Annotated in this window: 19 protein-coding genes and 1 riboswitch; of the genes, 17 read left to right on the top strand and 2 right to left on the bottom strand. The window is 68.8% G+C overall.

Annotated features, from left to right (window positions below):
* The coding region (locus AC0IYU_RS06590) for a nucleoside hydrolase (protein ID WP_472114332.1) at positions 1-1,103 on the top strand (1,103 nt) is incomplete at its 5' end.
* Here AC0IYU_RS06590 and recQ read toward each other — a convergent pair.
* On the bottom strand, positions 1,100-2,992 hold the full coding sequence (recQ, locus tag AC0IYU_RS06585; protein WP_472114351.1) for a DNA helicase RecQ: 1,893 nt from the start codon (positions 2,990-2,992) through the stop codon (positions 1,100-1,102). The two genes, AC0IYU_RS06590 and recQ, sit on opposite strands and share 4 nt — an antisense overlap.
* A gap of 288 nt (positions 2,993-3,280) precedes the next feature.
* Between recQ and AC0IYU_RS06580 the strand changes: the two genes are divergently transcribed.
* The 15 genes from AC0IYU_RS06580 (at position 3,281) to AC0IYU_RS06510 (ending at position 18,597) form a co-directional block, all read left to right on the top strand.
* Positions 3,281-4,252: an ABC transporter substrate-binding protein gene (locus AC0IYU_RS06580; RefSeq protein ID WP_435441441.1), complete on the top strand. Its 972-nt coding sequence runs from the start codon at positions 3,281-3,283 to the stop codon at positions 4,250-4,252.
* 4 nt (positions 4,253-4,256) lie between these two features.
* Positions 4,257-5,108, top strand: coding sequence for an ABC transporter permease (locus AC0IYU_RS06575; protein ID WP_472114348.1), 852 nt, complete (start codon positions 4,257-4,259; stop codon positions 5,106-5,108).
* Positions 5,093-5,896, top strand: a complete 804-nt coding sequence (locus tag AC0IYU_RS06570; protein ID WP_472114329.1) for an ABC transporter ATP-binding protein — start codon at positions 5,093-5,095, stop codon at positions 5,894-5,896. Before AC0IYU_RS06575 ends, AC0IYU_RS06570 begins: the two co-directional genes overlap by 16 nt.
* 7 nt (positions 5,897-5,903) lie before the next feature.
* Positions 5,904-6,641, top strand: a complete 738-nt coding sequence (hutC, locus tag AC0IYU_RS06565) for a histidine utilization repressor (RefSeq protein ID WP_435441444.1) — start codon at positions 5,904-5,906, stop codon at positions 6,639-6,641.
* A 60-nt stretch (positions 6,642-6,701) separates the two neighbouring features.
* Complete coding sequence (gene hutH, locus AC0IYU_RS06560; protein ID WP_472114326.1) at positions 6,702-8,270, top strand: histidine ammonia-lyase; 1,569 nt, start codon at positions 6,702-6,704, stop codon at positions 8,268-8,270.
* Between the two features lie 28 nt (positions 8,271-8,298).
* On the top strand, positions 8,299-10,026 hold the full coding sequence (gene hutU / locus AC0IYU_RS06555) for a urocanate hydratase (protein ID WP_472114323.1): 1,728 nt from the start codon (positions 8,299-8,301) through the stop codon (positions 10,024-10,026).
* A gap of 150 nt (positions 10,027-10,176) precedes the next feature.
* Complete coding sequence (locus tag AC0IYU_RS06550) at positions 10,177-10,908, top strand: IclR family transcriptional regulator (RefSeq protein ID WP_435488107.1); 732 nt, start codon at positions 10,177-10,179, stop codon at positions 10,906-10,908.
* A 47-nt stretch (positions 10,909-10,955) separates the two neighbouring features.
* Entirely contained in the window at positions 10,956-11,708 is a 753-nt protein-coding gene (locus tag AC0IYU_RS06545) for a transporter substrate-binding domain-containing protein (protein ID WP_472114320.1), read from the top strand.
* Positions 11,709-11,715: 7 nt separating this feature from the next.
* On the top strand, positions 11,716-12,384 hold the full coding sequence (locus tag AC0IYU_RS06540; protein ID WP_435488109.1) for an amino acid ABC transporter permease: 669 nt from the start codon (positions 11,716-11,718) through the stop codon (positions 12,382-12,384).
* A gap of 139 nt (positions 12,385-12,523) precedes the next feature.
* Positions 12,524-13,096, top strand: coding sequence for a HutD/Ves family protein (locus AC0IYU_RS06535; protein ID WP_472114317.1), 573 nt, complete (start codon positions 12,524-12,526; stop codon positions 13,094-13,096).
* 27 nt (positions 13,097-13,123) lie between these two features.
* Entirely contained in the window at positions 13,124-14,350 is a 1,227-nt protein-coding gene (gene hutI / locus AC0IYU_RS06530) for an imidazolonepropionase (RefSeq protein ID WP_472114314.1), read from the top strand.
* Positions 14,347-15,738 carry a formimidoylglutamate deiminase gene (locus tag AC0IYU_RS06525; protein ID WP_472114312.1) on the top strand — a complete coding sequence of 464 codons (1,392 nt, stop codon included), beginning with the start codon at positions 14,347-14,349 and terminating at the stop codon, positions 15,736-15,738. Before hutI ends, AC0IYU_RS06525 begins: the two co-directional genes overlap by 4 nt.
* Before the next feature lie 8 nt (positions 15,739-15,746).
* Positions 15,747-16,580, top strand: a complete 834-nt coding sequence (hutG, locus tag AC0IYU_RS06520) for an N-formylglutamate deformylase (RefSeq protein ID WP_472114309.1) — start codon at positions 15,747-15,749, stop codon at positions 16,578-16,580.
* Positions 16,581-16,631: 51 nt separating this feature from the next.
* Positions 16,632-17,687, top strand: a complete 1,056-nt coding sequence (locus AC0IYU_RS06515) for a homocysteine S-methyltransferase family protein (RefSeq protein WP_472114306.1) — start codon at positions 16,632-16,634, stop codon at positions 17,685-17,687.
* Between the two features lie 169 nt (positions 17,688-17,856).
* Positions 17,857-18,597: an SH3 domain-containing protein gene (locus AC0IYU_RS06510; protein ID WP_472114303.1), complete on the top strand. Its 741-nt coding sequence runs from the start codon at positions 17,857-17,859 to the stop codon at positions 18,595-18,597.
* Between the two features lie 12 nt (positions 18,598-18,609).
* Here the strand turns inward: AC0IYU_RS06510 and AC0IYU_RS06505 are convergent, their stop codons facing one another.
* A complete protein-coding gene (locus tag AC0IYU_RS06505; RefSeq protein WP_435441456.1) occupies positions 18,610-19,533 on the bottom strand; it encodes a LysR family transcriptional regulator in 924 nt (307 codons plus the stop codon).
* Positions 19,534-19,635: 102 nt separating this feature from the next.
* Here AC0IYU_RS06505 and AC0IYU_RS06500 point away from each other — a divergent pair, with 102 nt between their 5' ends.
* Positions 19,636-20,073: a PACE efflux transporter gene (locus AC0IYU_RS06500; protein WP_435441457.1), complete on the top strand. Its 438-nt coding sequence runs from the start codon at positions 19,636-19,638 to the stop codon at positions 20,071-20,073.
* A 169-nt stretch (positions 20,074-20,242) separates the two neighbouring features.
* A riboswitch (S-adenosyl-L-homocysteine riboswitch) is annotated at positions 20,243-20,318 on the top strand.
* Positions 20,319-20,346 lie beyond the last annotated feature (28 nt).

Genomic DNA, 20,346 nt, shown 5'->3' with positions numbered 1-20,346 from the left:
GGAGCGGAGGGCCCGGCGTCGGCCTCGGGTCGTTCGGCGCTTCGGGAACCACGGCGCAGAAGATCATCATCGACAGCGACTACAACACCATGAGCGACGACGGCCAGCTTTGCGTCATGGCCGCGCAGTTGCAGGCGCAGGGCAAGGTGCAGGTCATGGGCATCAGCGTGGTGTCGGGGAACCAGTGGCTCAGGCAGGGCGTGGCCGACGCGCTCATGTCGGTGGAGCGGCTGGGCGTGGGCGAGCGCATCGGCGTGTACGTGGGAGCGAACTACGCGCTCAACCACACGCTGGCCGACGTCGAGGCCGAAATGGCCGCCGGCGCGGGCGGCGACGGCTACCTGGGCGCCTGGAGCGGCCCGGAACCCAAGACCGATGCCGACCTGAAGCCCTCGCCCGACGGCTTCGCGAAACACACGGTGGTGCAGCGCAAGAGCGCGGTCGATTTCATCGTCGACACCGTGAAGGCCAACCCCGGCGAAATCACCATCCTGGCCATCGGCCCGCTGACCAACATCGCGCTGGCGGTCAAACAGAACCCCGAGATCGTCCCGCTCGTCAAGCAGATCATCTACATGGGCGGCGCCATCGACGTGCCGGGCAACACCACCAAGGCCGCGGAGTTCAACTGGTGGTTCGACCCCGACGCCGCCCAGTTCGTGGTGCGACTGCCCATCCCGCAGGTGGTGGTGCCGCTGGACGTGACCGACACCGTGTTCCTCACCAAGCCCATCTACGACCGCATCGCGCACCCGGCCAAGCCCACGGCCGTGACCGATGTGTTCCAGAAGCTCAACGGCTACGGCTTCGACGGCAAGAACGGCTTCGAGACCAACGCCAGCTACACGCAGAACATCTGGGACACGCTGACGCTCGCCTACCTGATCGACCCGGGCTACGCCACGCAGACCGCCCAGCGCTACGTCGACGTGATCGCCAAGCCCGGCGCGCCCGACAACGGCCGCTCCATCGGCTACACCGCGCAGCCGGCCGGGCCCACGTTGCAGAAGATGACGGTGGTGCAGAAGTTCGACAACGCGCGCTTCTTCGAGCTGTACGTCGACCTGCTCACGCGGCCGGTGCCGGTCGTGCTGCCGCGCTAGAAGGCTTCGCAGACCCTCAGCACCTCGGTGCCATAGGCCTCGAGCTTCTTGGTGCCGATGCCGCTGATGCCCTGCAGGTCCTCGAGCGTCGCGGGCGCGCGCTCGGCAATGGCGGCCAGCGTGGCGTCGTGAAAGATCACGTAGGCCGGCAGGTTGTGTTCCTTGGCGACCTCGGCGCGCCAGGCCTTGAGCGCCTCGAAGCGCTTCTTGCCGGTGTCGTCCAGCGAGGCAGCGGCCGGCGAAGGCGCGCCCTTGGCCACCTTCTCGCGCCGGGGCTTGCGCTCCGCCGGCGACGACACCGACTCGCGCAGCGACACCGTCGCCTCGCCCTTGAGCACCGCGCGCGAGCCTTCGGTGAGCTTCAGCGTGTTGAAAGCCTCCGCGTCCACCGCCAGCGCGCCGGTGGCGATCAGCTGGCGCAGCACGCCGCGAAGCGCCACCTCGCTGAACTCCGCGCCGATGCCGAAGGTGCTGACGCGCTCGTGCCCGAACTGCTTGACCTTCTCGGTCGACTTGCCGCGCAGGATGTCCATGATGTGCCCCGCGCCGAAGCTGATGCCGCTCAGCTGCTGCACGCGGTAGATGGTGCTGAGCAGCTTGCGCGCGGCATCGGTGCCGTCCCACACCTGCGGCGGGTTCAGGCAGTTGTCGCAGTTGCCGCAGGGCGTGCTCTTCTCGCCGAAGTAGCCCAAGAGGCGCACGCGGCGGCAGTCGCTGGCTTCGGCCAGCGACAGCAGGGCGTCGAGCTTGCCGCGCATCACCTGCTTGAACTCTTCGCCGGCCGGGCTCTCGTCGATCATGCGGCGCTGGTTCACCACGTCGTTCAGGCCGTAGGTCATCCAGGCGTCGGCGGGCGCGCCGTCGCGGCCCGCGCGACCGGTTTCCTGGTAGTAGCCCTCGATGTTCTTGGGCATGTCGAGGTGGCCGACAAAGCGCACGTCGGGCTTGTCGATGCCCATGCCGAAGGCGATGGTCGCGACCATCACCACGCCTTCCTCGCGCAGGAAGCGGTCCTGGTGCTTCTGGCGCACCGCCGCGTCGAGACCCGCGTGGTACGGCAGGGCGTTGATGCCGGCGTCGCGCAGCGTCGTCGCAAGGTCTTCCACCCGCTTGCGCGACTGGCAATAGACCACGCCCGCATCGCCTTCGTGCTCGCGCTCGATGAAGCGCAGCAGCTGCGTGGTGGCGTCCTTCTTCTCGACGATGGTGTAGCGGATGTTCGGCCGGTCGAAGCTGGAGACGAACTGGCGCGCTTCTTCCAGCTGCAGCCGCTCGACGATGTCGGCACGCGTCAGGTCGTCGGCCGTGGCCGTGAGCGCGATGCGCGGCACGCCGGCATAGCGCTCGTGCAGCACGGTGAGCGCGCGGTACTCGGGGCGGAAGTCGTGGCCCCACTGGCTCACGCAATGCGCCTCGTCGATGGCGAACAGCGACAGCTTGCCGCGCTCCTTCAGCGAATCGAGCTGCGACAGGAAGCGCGGCGTGTTCACCCGCTCGGGCGCCGCGTACAGCAGCGTGATCTCGCCGCGCAGCATGCGGCGCTCCACGTCCTGCGTCTGCTCCCAGTCGAGCGTGGAATTCAGAAACGCCGCGTTCACCCCGGCCTCGTGCAGCGCGCCCACCTGGTCGTGCATCAGCGCGATGAGCGGCGACACCACGATCGACACCCCGTGCCCCGCGCGCTGGCGCGCGATGGCCGGGATCTGGTAGCACAGCGACTTGCCGCCGCCCGTGGGCATCAGCACCAGCGCGTCGCCGCCGCCCACCACGTGATCGACGATCTCCTGCTGGGCCCCGCGGAACTGCGAATAGCCGAAGACCTCGTGGAGGATGTCGGCGGGTGCGCTGCTGCCGGAGGCGTCGATGGGGCGGGGAGCGAGAGAGGACACAGGCAACGTGGGGAGGGCGAAAAGCGGTGAACAAGGAGGGGCCGCCGATTGTCCCCCAGCAGCACAGTTATGACTGTGGCACGAGGTTTGCAATGGTCACCCCCGTCCCGCGGCCTCTCTTGTCTAGACAGCAAACCGGTGCATTTCCTTGAGAAGTGCACCATAAAAGACCTTTCGGGTTATCCTGTATATACAAGTTGGGGCGCTTGGCAACAATGCGAGGCGCGCGCAACCCCGTCACCGGGATGCACCGCCGAGCCTTTCCAAAGAACAGAACCAGGAGTACCCATGGTCAAGACGACGGTAGTTGTGAAATTCGCTTCGCTGCTGGCAGCAGCTGCATGTGCAGCGGGCATGGCCCAGACGGCCGCCGCTCAGGAAACGAAGATTGCGCTCGGCATGTCCGGCTGGACCGGCTTCGCGCCGCTCTCGCTGGCCGACAAGGCCGGCATCTTCAAGAAGAACGGGCTCGACGTCGACCTGAAGATGATTCCGCAGAAGGACCGCCACCTGGCGCTGGCCTCCGGCGCCATCCAGTGCGCGGCCACCACGGTGGAGACGCACGTGGCCTGGAACGCCAACGGCGTGCCCATCGTGCAGATCTTCCAGATGGACAAGTCCTACGGCGCCGACGGCCTCGCGGTGCGCGGCGACATTGCCAAATTCTCCGACCTCAAGGGCAAGACCATCGGCGTGGACGCGCCCGGCACCGCGCCGTACTTCGGCCTGGCCTGGATGCTCAACAAGAACGGCATGACGCTGAAGGACGTGAAGACCACCACGCTGTCGCCGCAGGCCTCGGCCCAGGCCTTCGTGGCCGGCCAGAACGACGCCGCCATGACCTACGAGCCTTACCTGTCGACCGTGCGTGCCAACCCCGCCGCCGGCAAGATCCTGGCCACCACGCTCGACTACCCGATGGTGATGGACACCGTGGGCTGCGCGCCCACCTGGCTCAAGGCCAACGCCAAGGCCGCCGCCGCGCTCACCAAGTCGTACTTCGAGGCGCTCGACATGATCAAGGCCGAGCCCGAGAAGTCGAACGAGCTCATGGGCTCGGCCGTGAAGCAGAGCGGCGAGCAGTTCGCCAAGTCGTCCGCCTTCCTGCGCTGGCAGGACAAGGCGGCCAACCAGAAGTTCTTTGCCGGCGAGCTCACCAGCTTCATGAAGGAAGCCACCCCCATCCTCCTGGAAGCCGGCGTGATCCGCAAGGCGCCCGAAGACCTGGCCGCGACCTTCGATGCAAGCTTCGTCAAGTAAGGCGATGCAGCAGGTGCCTGCCGCCGTTTCGGCGGCGGTGCCTGCGCAGGCCGTTTCCTTCAAGCCCGCGCGCAGGCGCGGCCTGGCGCCGCTGGAGCCCATCGGCACGCGTGCGCGCGTGCTGCTGGGGCTCGCGTTCTTCGTTTTCTTCGTGCTGGTGTGGGCCCTGGCCACGCTCGGCGGCTTCGTGCCGCCGACCTTTCTCGCGAGCCCGCCGACGATGGTCAAGGAAGGCTGGCTGCTCTTCACCGAGTACGGCTTTCTGGGCGACATCGGCATGACCGTGTGGCGCGTGTTCGGCGGCTTCCTGATGGCGGCCGTGTTCGCGGTACCGCTGGGCATTGCCATGGGCACGTGGAAAACGGTGGAGGCTTTCTTCGAGCCCTTCGTCTCGTTCTGCCGCTACCTGCCGGCCTCGGCCTTCATTCCGCTGCTCATCCTGTGGGCGGGCCTGGGCGAGATGCAGAAGCTGCTGGTGATCTTCATCGGCTCGTTCTTTCAGATCGTGCTGATGGTGGCCGTCACCGTGGGCGGCGCGCGGCGCGACCTGGTCGAGGCCGCCTACACGCTGGGCGCCAACAGCCGCGGCATCGTGGCGCGCGTGCTCATTCCAGGCGCGGCGCCGGGCATCGCCGAAACGCTGCGCCTCGTGCTGGGCTGGGCCTGGACCTACGTGATCGTGGCGGAGCTGATCGGCTCGTCCTCGGGCATCGGCCACATGATCACGGACAGCCAGGCGTTGCTGAACACGGGGCAGATCATCTTCGGGATCATCGTGATCGGCGTCATCGGCCTGTTGTCCGACTTCGCTTTCAAGGCGCTCAACCGCCGTCTGTTCGCATGGGCCGCACTGTGATGACGACAAAGAACCAACTCTCCATCCAGGGCGTGTCGCGCGTCTTCACCGGCACCAAGGGCCAGCGCACGCAGGCGCTGCAACCCATCGACTTCGAGGTGCGCGAGAACGACTTCGTCACCATCCTCGGCCCCTCGGGCTGCGGCAAGTCGACGTTGCTGCGCATCGTGGCGGGGCTCGACTTTCCGACCACCGGCCAGGTGCTGCTCGACGGCCAGCGCATCGACGGCCCGGGCGCCGACCGCGGCGTGGTGTTCCAGAGCTACACCCTGTTCCCGTGGCTCACCGTGGCACAGAACATCCGCTTCGGCCTGCGCGAGCGCGGCATGAGCGAGGCCGACCAGAAGGAGCGCAGCGAGTTCTTCATCGCCAAGGTGGGCCTGCGCGGCTTCGAGCAGCACTTTCCCAAGCAGCTCTCGGGCGGCATGCAGCAGCGCACGGCCATTGCGCGCGCGCTGGCCAACGACCCCAAGATGCTGCTGCTCGACGAGCCCTTCGGCGCGCTGGACAACCAGACCCGCGTGCTGATGCAGGAGCTGCTGCTCGGCATCTGGGAGTCGGCACAGAAGACGGTGCTGTTCGTCACGCACGACATCGACGAGGCGATCTTCATGGCCAACCGCGTGGCGGTGTTCAGCGCGCGGCCGGGGCGCATCAAGACCGAGATCGCGGTCGACTTTCCGCATCCGCGCAGCTACACCATCAAGACCTCGCCGGAGTTCATGGACATCAAGGCCAGGTTGACGGAAGAAATCCGCGCCGAGTCGATGGCCGCGGCGGAGCACTGAAAGCACGATGAAACGCGACCTGCCGACCCTGGCGCTCTACGCGCAAGTCAAGGACCACATCTCCCGCAAGATCCAGGACGGCACCTGGCCCCCTGGCCATCGCCTGCCGTCCGAGCACGAACTGGTCGCCCAGTTCGGCATGGCGCGCATGACGGTGAACCGCGCGCTGCGCGAGCTGGTGGAACAAGGCCGCATCACGCGCGTGGCCGGTGTCGGCAGTTTCGTGGCCGAGAACAAGCCGCAGTCCACGCTGCTGCAGATCGCCAACATCGCCAGCGAAATCCGCCAGCGCGGACACGACTACCGCTGCGACATGATCGAGGTCGAACGCCTCGCCGCCTCGCCAGACGTCGCCGCCTGGCTCGACCTGCGCGCGGGTGCCTCGGTGTTCCACAGCGTGTGCCTGCACCTGGAGAACGGCACCCCGGTGCAGCTCGAGGAACGCTACGTCAATCCGCAGGTCGTGCCCGACTACCTCGAGCAGGACTTCGCCGCCATGCCGCCCAGCGAGTACCTGGTGCGCAACGTGCCGTTCGACCAGATCGAACACGTGGTCGATGCCGTGCTGCCCACCGCCGAACAGGCCGAGCGGCTCGCCATGGAACCCACCGCCCCCTGCCTGCTGCTCACGCGCCGCACCTGGAGCCGCAACACGCCCGTCACCTGGGTGCGCTGCCTGCATCCCGCCTCGCGCTACAGCCTGGGCAGCCGCTTCAAGGCCGACGGCAACGCCACCTTCGGCTGATTTTTTTGTCCACGAAGACCTTCGCTTTTCTCTCGCCCCTACTTGTATAGACAGGTTCACATGCCAAGCACACCCACCACCTCCTCCGAAGCCTCCCTGACCTCCCTCACGCTGAAGCCCGGCCAGGTCGACCTGGCGATGCTGCGACGCATCCAGGCCGGTGGCGTGCAGCTTTCGCTCGACGCGTCGGTGCTCGACGGCATGAGGAAAGCCGAAGCGGCCGTGCGCCACATCGTGGAGAACGACCAGGTCGTCTACGGCATCAACACCGGCTTCGGCAAGCTGGCGAGCACGCGCATCGGCAACGACCACCTGGCCGAGCTGCAGCGCAACCTGGTGCTGTCGCACAGCGTGGGCACGGGCGAGCCGCTCGCCGCGCCGGTGGTGCGCATGATCCTCGCGACCAAGGCCGTGAGCCTGGCGCGCGGCCATTCGGGCGTGCGGCCCGCGCTGGTCGATGCGCTGCTGGCGCTCTTCAACGCCGGCGTCACGCCGAGCATTCCGTGCAAGGGCTCGGTGGGTGCCTCGGGCGACCTCGCGCCGCTCGCACACATGGCCTGCGTGCTGATCGGCGAAGGCCAGGCGACGCTGGCCGACGGCAAGGTGGTCGGTGGCGCCGAAGCCATGCGCAGCATCGGCCTCGCGCCCTTCGTGCTCGGCCCCAAGGAAGGCCTGGCGCTGCTCAACGGCACGCAGGTGTCGACCGCGCTCGCGCTGCACGGCCTGTTCGGCGCCGAAGACGTGTTCGCGTCGTCGCTGATGTCGGGGGCGCTGTCGCTCGAAGCCATCCAGGGCTCGATCAAGCCCTTCGACGCGCGCATCCACGCGGCGCGCGGCCAGCTGGGCCAGATGGCCGTGGCGGGTGCGGTGCGCACATTGCTCGAAGGCAGCGAGATCGTGCCTTCGCACGCCGACTGCGGCCGCGTGCAAGACCCGTATTCGGTGCGCTGCATCCCGCAGGTGATGGGCGCCTGCCTCGACAACCTGGCGCATGCCGCGCGCGTGCTGGTCATCGAGGCCAACGCCGCTTCGGACAACCCGCTGGTGTTCTGCGACACCGGCGAGGTCATCTCCGGCGGCAACTTCCACGCCGAGCCCGTCGCCTTCGCGGCCGACATCATCGCGCTGGCCATCAGCGAGGTCGGCGCCATCGCCGAGCGCCGCATCGCGTTGCTGCTGGACACCGGCCTGTCGGGCCTGCCGCCGTTCCTGGTGCGCGACGGCGGCCTGAACTCGGGTTTCATGATCGCGCAGGTCACGGCGGCCGCACTGGCGTCGGAGAACAAGTCGCTCGCCCACCCCGCCAGCGTCGACAGCCTGCCCACTTCGGCCAACCAGGAAGACCATGTGTCGATGGCCACTTTCGCCGCGAGGCGCCTGGGCGACATGGTGAACAACACGGCCGTGGTGGTGGGCATCGAAGCGATGGCCGCCGCGCAAGGCATCGAGCTGAAACGCGGCCTCAGGAGCTCGCCGCTGGTCGAGGCCGAATTCGCCAGCATCCGCCAGAAGGTTGCCTTCCTCGAGCGCGACCGCTACCTCGCCCCGGACATCGAAGCCATGCGCCAGTGGGCGCTGAAGGCCGACCTGCCCGCCGCACTCCTCGACATCCTGCCCAGTCACTCGTAAAACACCACCCGATTAGGAGAACCACGCCATGAACGCTCCCGAGAAATTCGCCCTGAACAACCCTGTTGCCACCGACCCGCGCCACGACCCGACCCGCGTGATCCGCGCCCCGCGCGGCAGCGAACTGAACTGCAAGAGCTGGCTCACCGAAGCGCCGTTCCGCATGCTGCAGAACAACCTCGACGCCGAGGTGGCCGAGCGCCCGCAGGACCTGGTGGTGTACGGCGGCATCGGCCGTGCCGCGCGCGACTGGGCCTGCTACGACCAGATCCTCGCGTCGCTGAAGGAACTGAACGACGACGAGACCCTGCTCATCCAGTCGGGCAAGCCGGTGGGGGTTTTCAAGACGCACGAGAACGCGCCGCGCGTGCTGCTGGCCAACTCGAACCTCGTGCCCAAGTGGGCCAACTGGGAGCACTTCAACGAGCTCGACCGCCTGGGCCTCTTCATGTACGGCCAGATGACGGCGGGCAGCTGGATCTACATCGGCAGCCAGGGCATCGTGCAGGGCACCTTCGAGACCTTCGTCGAAGCCGGCCGCCAGCACTACGGCAACAGCTGGGCGGGCAAGTGGATCCTTACCGCCGGCCTGGGCGGCATGGGCGGCGCGCAGCCGCTGGCCGCCACGCTGGCGGGCGCGGTGTCGCTCAACATCGAGTGCCAGCAGTCGAGCATCGACTTTCGCCTGCGCACCCGCTACGTCGACAAGCAGGCGCGCGACATCGACCATGCCTTCGAGCTCATCAAGCAGCACACCGACGCGAAGGAAGCGGTGTCGATCGCGCTGCTGGGCAATGCGGCGGACATCCTTCCGGAACTCGTGAAGCGCGCGAAGGCCGGCGGCATCAAGCCCGACCTGGTCACCGACCAGACCTCCGCGCACGACCTGATCAACGGCTACCTGCCTTCGGGCTGGAGCGTTGCGCAATGGCAGGCCGCGATGAAAGACCCGTCGCAGCACGAAGCGCTCACGAAGGCGGCCGCCAGGTCGTGCGCCGTGCACGTGCAGGCCATGCTCGACTTCCAGGCCATGGGCATCCCCACGGTCGACTACGGCAACAACATCCGCCAGGTCGCGTTCGACGAGGGCGTGAAGAACGCCTTCGACTTTCCCGGTTTCGTGCCCGCCTACATCCGTCCGCTGTTCTGCGAAGGCAAGGGGCCGTTTCGCTGGGTGGCGCTCTCGGGCGACCCGGAGGACATCTACAAGACCGACGCCAAGATCAAGGAGCTGTTCCCCGAGAACACCCACACCCACCGCTGGCTCGACATGGCGCGCGAGCGCATCGCCTTCCAGGGGCTGCCGGCGCGCATCTGCTGGCTGGGCCTGGGCGAGCGCCACATCGCCGGACTGGCCTTCAACGAGATGGTGAAGAACGGCGAGCTGAAGGCGCCCATCGTCATCGGCCGCGACCACCTGGACACCGGCTCGGTGGCCAGCCCCAACCGCGAGACCGAAGCCATGAAGGACGGCACCGATGCGGTGAGCGACTGGCCGCTGCTCAACGCGCTGCTCAACACCGCGGGCGGCGCCACCTGGGTCAGCCTGCACCACGGCGGCGGCGTGGGCATGGGCTACTCGCAGCACTCGGGCGTGGTGATCGTGTGCGACGGCACCGACGCGGCTGCCAAGCGCATCGAGCGCGTGCTGTGGAACGACCCGGCCACGGGCGTGATGCGCCACGCTGACGCGGGCTACGACATCGCGGTGGCCACGGCCAAGGCGAAGGGGCTGAAGCTGCCCATGGTCAAGTGAGCGAGTGGACCCACAAGGCGCAACGTCGTTAAGACGAAGGTAGAAAGAAAAATCGCGGCCATTCCCACTCGCTGGGAATAGGGGCTTGGAAGTGAGAACGGCGAGCAAGATACTGCAAGCCGGTTTCACTTTCGTTCGCGACCGCCTGCCATGACCCTCACCAGCGACACTCCCGCCAACGACCGCGCGCTCTTCGTGCTGTCGGTGCTGGCGCAGAGCAAGTCGGCGATGACGGCGGCCGAACTGGTGCAGGCCACCGGCCTGTCGCAGAGCACGCTGTACCGGCAGGTCGCCACGCTGCGGCGCTGGGGCTTCGTGATGGAGTCCGACGGGCGCTACTCGCCGGGCCCGGTGAGCGTGCAGCTGGCCAGCGGCTTCGACGGCAACTCCGACCTCGTGCTGGCCGCACGCGCCGACATGCGCACGCTGGCCCAGCAGACGCACGAGAGCGTGGCGCTGGTCACGGTGGTGAACGACCGCGTCGTGTGCCTGGAGATGATCGACAGCGAGCAGTCGCTGCGCTGCTCCTTCGACCGCGGCCGCAGCGTGCCGGCGCGCGACGGCGCCAGCGCCAAGTGCCTGCTGGCGCACCTGCCGCTCGACCAGCGCGATGCGCTGCTCGAAGGCCTGAATGAGGCGCCCGAACGCCGCGCCGCGCGCGCCGCCGAACTCGACGCCATCCGCGAAGCCGGCCATGCCGTGACCCACGGCGAGGTCGACGCCGGCGTGTGGGGCGCGAGTGCCCCGGTGCTCGCCACCGGGCGCCGCCTGCGCGGCGCGATCACGCTCATGGCGCCGCTTACGCGCGTCGAGGGCATGGAAGCTGCATTGCTCCACATGACCGTCGTCACGGCGGCCCGCATTTCCCGCGCCCTGCAGTAGTTGCGCGCTGCTTTTTTCTTTTTCATTCCCACGGAAGCCTTCCCACCATGAACACCCGCCGCACCCTCGTCGCCGCCGCCCTGTCCAGTCTTGCGTTCTTCGGCCTTGCCGCCGGTGCCCACGCGCAGGGCGAGCCGCTGCGCGTGGCCACCGACGCCACCTTCCCGCCCATGGAGTTCGTGGAGAACGGCAAGCGCACCGGCTTCGACGTGGAACTGGTGGAAGCCATCGGCAAGACGCTGGGCCGCAAGGTCGAGTGGATCGACATCGACTTCAAGGGCCTGGTGCCGGGGCTGATCTCCAAGCGCTTCGACATGGCCGTGTCGGGCATCTACATCACCGACGAGCGCAAGAAGGTCGTCGACTTCACCGTGCCCTACTACGCGGGCGGCCTGGTCGTGATGGTGAAGGACGGCAACACCGCCATCAAGACGCCGGCCGACATCAACGGCAAGAAGGTGAGCGTGCAGGTGGGCACCAAGTCGGTGTCGTACACCAAGGAGAAATTCCCGCAGGTGCAACTGCTGGAAGTCGAGAAGAACCAGGAGATGTTCAACCTGGTGGACATCGGCCGTGCCGACGCGGCCGTCACCGGCAAGCCTGCCGCCTACCAGTACGTGCGCACGCGCGGCGGCCTGAAGGTGCTGCCCGAGCAGATCACCACCGAGGAATACGGCATGGCCATCCGCAAGGACACGCCCGAGCTGACCAAGGCGGTGAACGGCGCCATCGAGAAACTGAAGGCCGACGGCACCTACGACCAGATCGTGAAGAAGTGGTTCAGCGCCAACGCCAAGTAAGCGCAGCATGGATCTCGACTTTTCGCCCGTCTGGCAAGGCTGGCCCGACCTGCTGCGCGGCGCGCTGGTCACGGTGGAAATCACCGCGTGCGCGCTGGCGCTCGGCTGCCTGCTGGGCCTGGTGGTCGGCATCGGCCGGCTGAACCCGAAGCGGCGCTGGATCTACGGCGTGTGCACCGCCTACGTGGCGGCCATTCGCGGCACACCGCTGCTGGTGCAGCTGTTCATCCTGTTCTTCGGCTTGCCGCACTTCGGCATCCTGCTGCCGGCCTTCCTGTGCGGCGTGCTGGGGCTCGGCGTGTACTCCGGCGCGTACGTGTCGGAGATCGTGCGCGGCGCGATCCAGTCGATCGACAAGGGCCAGACCATGGCCGCGCAATCGCTGGGCATGACGCCCGGCACGGCCATGCGCCAGATCGTGCTGCCGCAGGCGGTGGTGCGCATGATTCCGCCGCTGGGCAACGAGTTCATCGCGCTCATCAAGAATTCGGCGCTGGTGTCGCTCTTGACCATCCATGACGTGATGCACGAGGGGCAGAAGATCATCAGCGTGTCGTACCGGTCGCTGGAGGTGTACCTGGCGATCGCCGTCGTGTACTTCGTGCTCACGGGAACCATGACGCTGGTGCTGCGGCACTTCGAGCAGAAGCTGCGCCAGGGCGGGTTGATGCGATGAGCGGTGCGACTGCATTTGCATTGCTCCCTCCCCTCCCGGGGGAGGGCTGGGGGACGGCCTCGACCCGATCACGACGCTCGTTGGGCGCTGCCCCCATCCCAGCCTTCCCCCGGAAGGGCAAGGGGCAAGAGGAGACGCAATGAACGGCGTGCAGCGCTTCTCACGCGCGACCCTGCCTGTCACGCCCTGGAAAAACGGCGGCGGCACCACGCAGGAAATCGCCAGCTGGCCGCAGGGCGCGCCGCTCGACAGCTTCGGCTGGCGGGTGAGCATCGCCACCATCGCAGCCGCCGGGCCGTTCTCCGTGTTCGCGGGCATCGACCGCGTCATCACGCTGCTCGAAGGCGACGGCGTGCGCCTCTTCACGCACGACGCGCGCATCGACCACCGGCTCGACGTGCCGCACCAACCCTTCGCCTTCAGCGGCGACGAGGCCATCGACTGCACGCTGCTCGGCGGTGCGTCGAACGATTTCAACGTGATGACGCGGCGCGGACAGTGGCGTGCCGACGTGCAAGTGCTTCACAGCGCCTCGGCCATCGAGGCTGCGCCGCATGGCGTGCTGCTGGCGCTGCGCGGCGCATGGCGCCTCGATGACGCGCAATGCCCTGAAGGCGAGGGCCTGCGCTGGGCCGATGCCGCACAGGCACGGCAGGCGCTGCCGGACGGCCCCGACGCGCGATTGATGGCCGTGCGCATCCTCCCGGCCTGACCCCGGACAACGACGACCCAAGAGACGATGAACCCCGCCCACAACTTCCCCTCGGCCGACGGCCTCTGGACCGGCCTGCGGCTCGCGTCCGAACCGAACGAAGACGCCGCCATCGCGGTGGTGCAGGGCGCGATCCGCTGGGTCGGCGCGCGCGGCGCGCTGCCCGCCGAGTTCGCGGGCCTCGCGCCGCACGACGGCGGCGGCGCGCTCGCCACGCCGGGCCTGGTCGACTGCCACACGCACCTCGTCTACGGCGGCCAGCGCGCCAACGAATTCGCGATGCGGCTCGCGGGCGCGACCTACGAGGAAGTGGCACAGGCCGGCGGCGGCATCGTGTCGTCGGTGCGCGCCACGCGCGAGGCCGACGAGGACACGCTGTTCGCGCAGGCCGCGGCGCGGCTCGAACAGCTGCTGGCCGGCGGCGTGTGCGCCATCGAGATCAAGTCGGGCTACGGGCTTTCGCTCGAACACGAACGCAAGCAGCTGCGCGTGGCGCGGCGCCTGGGCGAGGCCTACGGCGTGACGGTGCGCACCACCTTCCTCGGCGCGCATGCGTTGCCGCCGGAATACGCCGGCCGAAGCCACGACTACATCGACCTCGTGTGCCGCGAGATGCTGCCCGCGCTCGCCGCCGAAGGCCTGGTCGACGCGGTCGATGTGTTCTGCGAACGCATCGCCTTCTCGCTCGAAGAAACCGAGCAGGTCTTCCAGGCCGCGCAGGCGCTGGGCCTGCCGGTGAAGCTGCATGCGGAGCAGCTGTCGGACATGGGCGGCGCCGCGCTGGCCGCGCGCTATGGTGCGCTGTCGTGCGACCACATCGAGCACCTGTCGGCCAACGGCATCGAGGCGATGCGCCGCTCGGGCACCGTGGCCGTGCTGCTGCCCGGCGCGTACTACACGCTGCGCGACACGCACCTGCCGCCCATCGCCGCGCTGCGCGCCGCGGGCGTGCCGATGGCGGTGTCCACCGACCACAACCCCGGCACCTCGCCGGCACTGAGTCTTCTGCTGATGGTGAACATGGCCTGCACACTCTTCCGCCTCACCGTGCCCGAGGCACTGGCTGGCGTCACCGTGCATGCCGCGCGCGCGCTGGGCCTGCAGGACACGCATGGCGCCATCGCGGCGGGCATGCCGGCCAACTTCGTGCTGTGGAACGTGCGCGAAGCGGCCGAGCTCGCCTACTGGTTCGGCCAGCAACCCGTGCGCATCGTGGTGCGCCAGGGCCGCATCGCGATCGGAGCGCAGGCATGACGCACACGCTTTTCGCCGCCGATGCGCTGCTGCCCGAGGGCTGGGCGAAGAACGTCCTGCTGGCGTGGAACGATGCCGGCCTGCTCACGCAGGTGCAGGCCGGCGCACAGCGCCCCATCGACACCCACACCGCCAGGGGGCCGCTGATCCCCGGCATGCCCAACCTGCATTCGCATGCCTTCCAGCGCGCCTTCGCCGGCCTCACCGAGCACCGCGCCGGGGAGCACGACAGCTTCTGGAGCTGGCGCACGCTGATGTACCGCTTTGCCGCGCGCCTCGGCCCGCAGCACATGGAAGCCATCGCGACCTGGCTCTACGCCGAGATGCTCGAGGCGGGCTACACCAGCGTGTGCGAGTTCCAGTACGTGCACCACGACGTGGACGGCGCCCCGTATGCCGACGACGCGACGCTGAGCCTCGCCTTGCTGCGCGCTGCGCGCAAGGCCGGCATCGGCTTCACGCTGCTGCCGGTGCTCTACCAGACCGGCGGTTTCGGCGACATGCCGCCCAGCGACGGGCAGCGCCGATTCATCCGCTCGACCGACTCGATGCTGCGCCTGCTCGAAGCGCTCAAGCCCGTGTGCGACGCGCAGGGCGCCCGCCTGGGCCTGGCGCCGCACTCGCTGCGCGCCGTGCCGCCCGAAGGGCTGCGCGACGCCGTCGCAGGGCTGGAGGCCATCGACCGCACCGCGCCCATCCACATCCACATCGCCGAGCAGACCAAGGAAGTGGACGACTGCGTGGCCTGGAGCGGCCTGCGCCCGGTCGAGTGGCTGCTCGACCACGCGAGCGTCGATGCGCGCTGGTGCCTGGTGCATGCCACGCACATGAACGACGCCGAGTACGAGTACGCGGCGCAGAGCGGCGCGGTCGCGGGCCTGTGCCCGACGACCGAGGCCAACCTGGGCGACGGCATCTTCGACTTCGCCAAGTGGCGCGGCCACGGCGGCGCCTGGGGCGTGGGCTCGGACAGCCACGCCAGCGTGAACGCGGCGGAAGAGCTGCTGATGCTCGAGTACAGCCAGCGCCTGGCCCGGCGCCAGCGCAACGTGGGCGCGACGGCCGCCCAGCCGCATGTGGCGACCGCGTTCACGCTCGACGCGGTGCGGGGCGGCGCGCAGGCGTCGGGCCGCGCTGCACCGGGTTCAGCAGGTCTGGCCGTGGGCCAGCAGGCCGACTTCGTGGTGCTCGACGCATCGCACCTTGCGCTGCAAGGCCTGAGCGCGCCCGATATGCTCTCGGCCCACGTCTTCGCGAGCCACCGCACCTCGGCCATCGACACCGTCTGGGTGGCGGGCCGCACGCGCGTGTCGGCCGGCCGCCATGCGCTGCACGGCGAGGCCGCGGCGGCCTTCGTGGCCGCGCGCACCCAACTACTCAAGGATTGACCCCCACCATGGCCACCACGCCTTTCTCCACCACCGAGCCGCCGTTCCGCTTTCGCCAGGGCACGCGGCCGCTGCTCATCTCGATGCCGCACGTCGGCACCCACGTGCCGCCCGCGCTGGCCGCGCGCTTCACCGACGAGGCGCGCCACGTGCCCGACACCGACTGGCACCTCGAGCAGCTCTACGACTTCGCCGACGCGCTGGGCGCCTCGGTGCTCGTGGCCACGCACTCGCGCTACGTGGTCGACCTGAACCGTCCGCCCGACGGCGCCAGCCTGTACCCGGGCCAGAGCGTCACCGGCCTGTGCCCGGTCGACACCTTCGACGACACCCCGGTCTATGCGAACGCCGCCGACGTGCCGGGCGAGGAAGAAATTGCCCAGCGCCGCGATGCCATCTGGCAGCCCTATCACCGGCAGCTGCAGGCCGAGCTGGACCGCCTGAAGGCGGCGCACGGCACGATCGCGCTGTGGGACGCGCATTCCATCCGCTCGGTGCTGCCGCGCTTCTTCGAAGGCAAGCTGCCCGACCTGAACCTGGGCACCGGCAAGGGCACCAGCTGCGACCCGGCACTCGCGCAGACGCTGCTGGGCATCGCCGAGCGCGCCACCGGCTACACCGGCGTGCTCAACGGCCGCTTCACCGGCGGCTACATCACCCGCCAGTACGGCAACCCGGCGCAGAACGTTCATGCGGTGCAGCTGGAGATGACCCAGTCGAGCTACATGCAGGAAGCGCTGCCGTTCGACTACCTGCCGCAGGTGGCTGCGGGCGTGAAGCCGCATGTGCGGGCGATGCTGGAGGCGGTGCTGGCCTTCGTGGAAGCGCCCCCGAAGAAGTGACAAAGGGCTGACGGGCATAGGGGACGGCCTGCGGTTTCTACAATCGGGGGTATGAAGAAGCCCATCGTCTACACCCGCGGCCAGGCACTTGCCGGCATCCTTGAAAAGCGCATCGCCATCCTCGACGGCGCCATGGGCACGATGATCCAGCGCTTCAAGCTCACCGAGGAGCAGTACCGCGGCGAGCGCTTCAAGGACTTCGAGCGCGACGTGAAGGGCAACAACGAGCTGCTCTCGCTCACGCGCCCCGACGTGATCCGCGACATCCACGAGGCCTACCTGGCCGCCGGCGCCGACCTGATCGAGACCAACACCTTCGGCGCGACCACCATCGCGCAGGAGGACTACAAGATGGCGCACCTGGCGCGCGAGATGAACCTCGAGTCCGCCAAGCTCGCGCGCGCGGCCTGCGACAAGTTCAGCACCCCCGACAAGCCGCGCTTCGTGGCCGGCGCCCTCGGCCCCACGCCCAAGACGGCGAGCATCAGCCCCGACGTGAACGATCCCGGCGCGCGCAATGTCGATTTCGAATCGCTGCGCGCGGCCTACTACGAGCAGACCGAAGCGCTGGTCGAAGGCGGCGCCGACGTGATCCTGGTCGAGACCATCTTCGACACGCTCAACGCCAAGGCCGCGCTGTTCGCGGTGGACGAGTATTTCGACAACAGCGGGCAGCGCCTGCCGCTGATCATCAGCGGCACCGTGACCGACGCCTCGGGCCGCATCCTGAGCGGGCAGACCGTCACCGCCTTCTGGCACAGCGTGCGCCATTCGCAGCCGCTGGCCATCGGCCTGAACTGTGCGCTTGGCGCGGCGCTGATGCGCCCGTACATCCAGGAACTGGCGCGCGTGGCGGGCGACACCTTCATCAGCTGCTATCCGAACGCGGGCCTGCCCAACCCCATGAGCGACACCGGCTTCGACGAGACGCCCGACGTCACCTCGCGCCTGCTGCACGAGTTCGCGGCCGCGGGGCTGGTGAACATCGTGGGCGGCTGCTGCGGCACCACGCCGGACCACATCGCGGCGATCGGCAAGGCCGTGGCGCCGGTGTCGGGCCGCGCGCTGGGCAGCAAAAGCGCCGGCTTCTACCGCGAAGCCGCCTGAATTTGGCTCGCCCCCAGGCTTCGCACACTTCGTGTCGCTTCTCCTTCCCCCTGCCGGGGGCAACACCTGAGGCCCGGCGAAGCCGGTTCCTCGGTGTTTCGCGAATAAGAGTTTGGGGCTGATTGACGGGTTTTCGTGGTGCGCCTAGGCTGGGCGCAAGGAGCATTTCATGAACCCGAACACCTGTCGCTGGATCGGCATCGGCGCGCTGGCCGTGGTCCTTCCCTTCGCGGCTCAGGCGCAGCAGGCCTTCACACGCGGCGCCGTCAACCTGCGCGCCGGCCCGTCGGGCGACTATCCGATGGTGGCGCGGCTCGCGCCGGGCCAGCCGCTCGAGGTGGTCGGCTGCACCAATGGCTACGGCTGGTGCGACGTGGTGCTGCCCGACGGCGGGCGCGGCTGGGTCTGGTCGCGCAACCTCGACTACGGCTACCAAGACCAACGCGTGCCGCTGGCCACCTACGGCGCGGTGATCGGGGTGCCGATCGTCGGCTTCGCGATCGGCAGCTACTGGGCAAACTACTACCGCGACCGGCCCTGGTACGGCGACCGGCGCTGGTGGGGAAATCGGCCACCGCCGCCGGTGGCGGGCTGGCGTCCGCCGCCGCCGGTCAGGCCGGGGTGGCAGCCGCATCCGTGGCAGCCCGGGCCGGGGTTCCGGCCACCAGGCCCGGGCTTTCGCCCGCCGCCAGCGCCGGGGTTTCGTCCCCCGCCGGCGCCGGGGTTTCGCCCGCCGGCCGACCCCGGGTTCAGGCTGCCCCGGCCGCAGCCGGGCTTTCGCCCCGGACCGCCGCCGGGCAGGCCGCACCCGGGTGGCGGCGGTGGGCGCCCGCACGGTGGCGGGCCGGGAGGCGGCGGCCACGGTGGCGGCGGGCACGGCGGGGGCCATGGCGGCGGCCACGGCCGGTGACGCACCCGGGCGCTAGAGCCCGCCGGTCTTCACGCCGCACTCCCCCGCCGCCTGGCGGTTGCGCGCAATCAGCGCCACGAAGCGCTGCGCGCCCAGCCCGAGCGGCCGCTCTCGCGACCAGACCACGTCGACCCACAGGTCCAGCCCGTTGCTGAGGTTCTCGAACGGAATCTCGATCAGCGCGCCGGCCGCCACGTGCGGCTTGGCGAAATTGCGCTGCAGCCAGCCCCAGCCCAGCCCGGCGGTAATGAGGCTCAGCGCGGCCAGCGCGTTGTCGGTGCGCCAGACGTGGCGCGCGAACACGAACCTCGGGTCGCTGGTGGTCAGGTCGCGCCCGGCCACGACGATCTGCCGGGTGTTCGTCAGGTGGTCCTCGCGCAGCCGGCCGCCGTTGGTGGCGAGCACGGGGTGGTCGGGCGCAATGACCGCCACCATCAGGTCGCTGCCCACCTCCTGAAAGCCTTCGCGGCCGTCGAGGCTGGGGCGCTCGAACACCAGGGCCAGCTGCGCGCGGCCGCTGTGCAGCAGTGCCAGCGCATCGGCCTGCGGCGCGGCCAGCACCTCGACCTGCAGCAGCGGGTGCTCGCGTGCCAGCTCGGCCAGCGGGCCGCTCCAGGGGGCGGCCAGCAGCTCGGGCGCGATGGCCAGCGTGAGCCGGTCTTCCAGCCCCTGCGTGAGCGCCAGCGCCTGGACCTGCAGTTGCCGCAATTGGGAGGCCAGCAGCCGCGCCTGGGGCTCCAGGGAGCGTGCGGCGGGCGTGGGCTGGGGCTCGCGGCCGCTGCGGTCGAACAGCGGCAGGTCGAGCTCCGCCTCCAGGTTGGCGATGGCCATGCTCACGGCCGACGGCACCTTGCGCAGCGCCCGCGCCGCCGCCGAGAAGGAGCCGTGGTCGATCACGGCCAGAAAGACCTCTACGTTGTCACTGGAGAAAGCCATTGGCGCTCGACCTATCAATAAACCTGAAACAAGTTAACTTTTTATATCAGCGAATGACACATAAAGTCCAGTCATCGCAGTCACCAACCAAGAGAAGAAGTCATGCAGGGCATTCAACGTCGCATCGTCTACATCAGCCTTTATGAGGGCATCGCCATCGTCGCGGCCAGCGCGGGGCTGGCCTTGATGACGGACGCCGGGCTCGGCCATTCGGGCATGCTGGCGGTAGGCGCCTCGGTCATCGCGGTGATCTGGAACCTGGTCTTCAACGCGCTGTTCGAGCGCTGGGAATCGCGCCAGGCCGTGCGCGGGCGCAGCGTGCGCCGCCGCATCGCCCATGCCATCGGCTTCGAGGGCGGGCTGATCGCCTTCCTGGTGCCGATGTTCGCCTGGGGCCTGGGCGTGTCGCTCTGGCAGGCGCTGGTGATGGACCTGGGCCTGGTGGTGTTCTTCCTGGTCTACACCTTCGTCTTCAACTGGGCCTTCGACCGGGTGTTCGGCCTGCCGGCGTCCGCAATGGGCGAGCCACAACCGGCATAAGCCGGCGCTTACTTAGTCGCCATGCGGGCCGGCCTTCGCGGCCGGCAGCGCGCATGGCCAAGGCACTGCTCGGCCGCGGGCGCCCGGTGTCGTTGAACGAGTTGGACGCGGGCGAAGCCGGGAACTGGGGTTTTCCCCGGCCCCATTCGAATCGCCCTAAAATGCGGCCCTTCCCAAGGAGCGTTGCAGCGGTGGGCCTCACAGGCCGGCCGTCAGGCTTGGGGCGACAACGACGCTCGCCTGTTCGACTCTTCCGCAGGTGAGGCCATGTCC

This window comes from Variovorax sp. AC103, assembly GCF_979254005.1.
The sequence above is the reverse complement of the archived record's forward strand: the minus strand, read 5'-3'. Positions and strand labels throughout refer to the sequence as shown.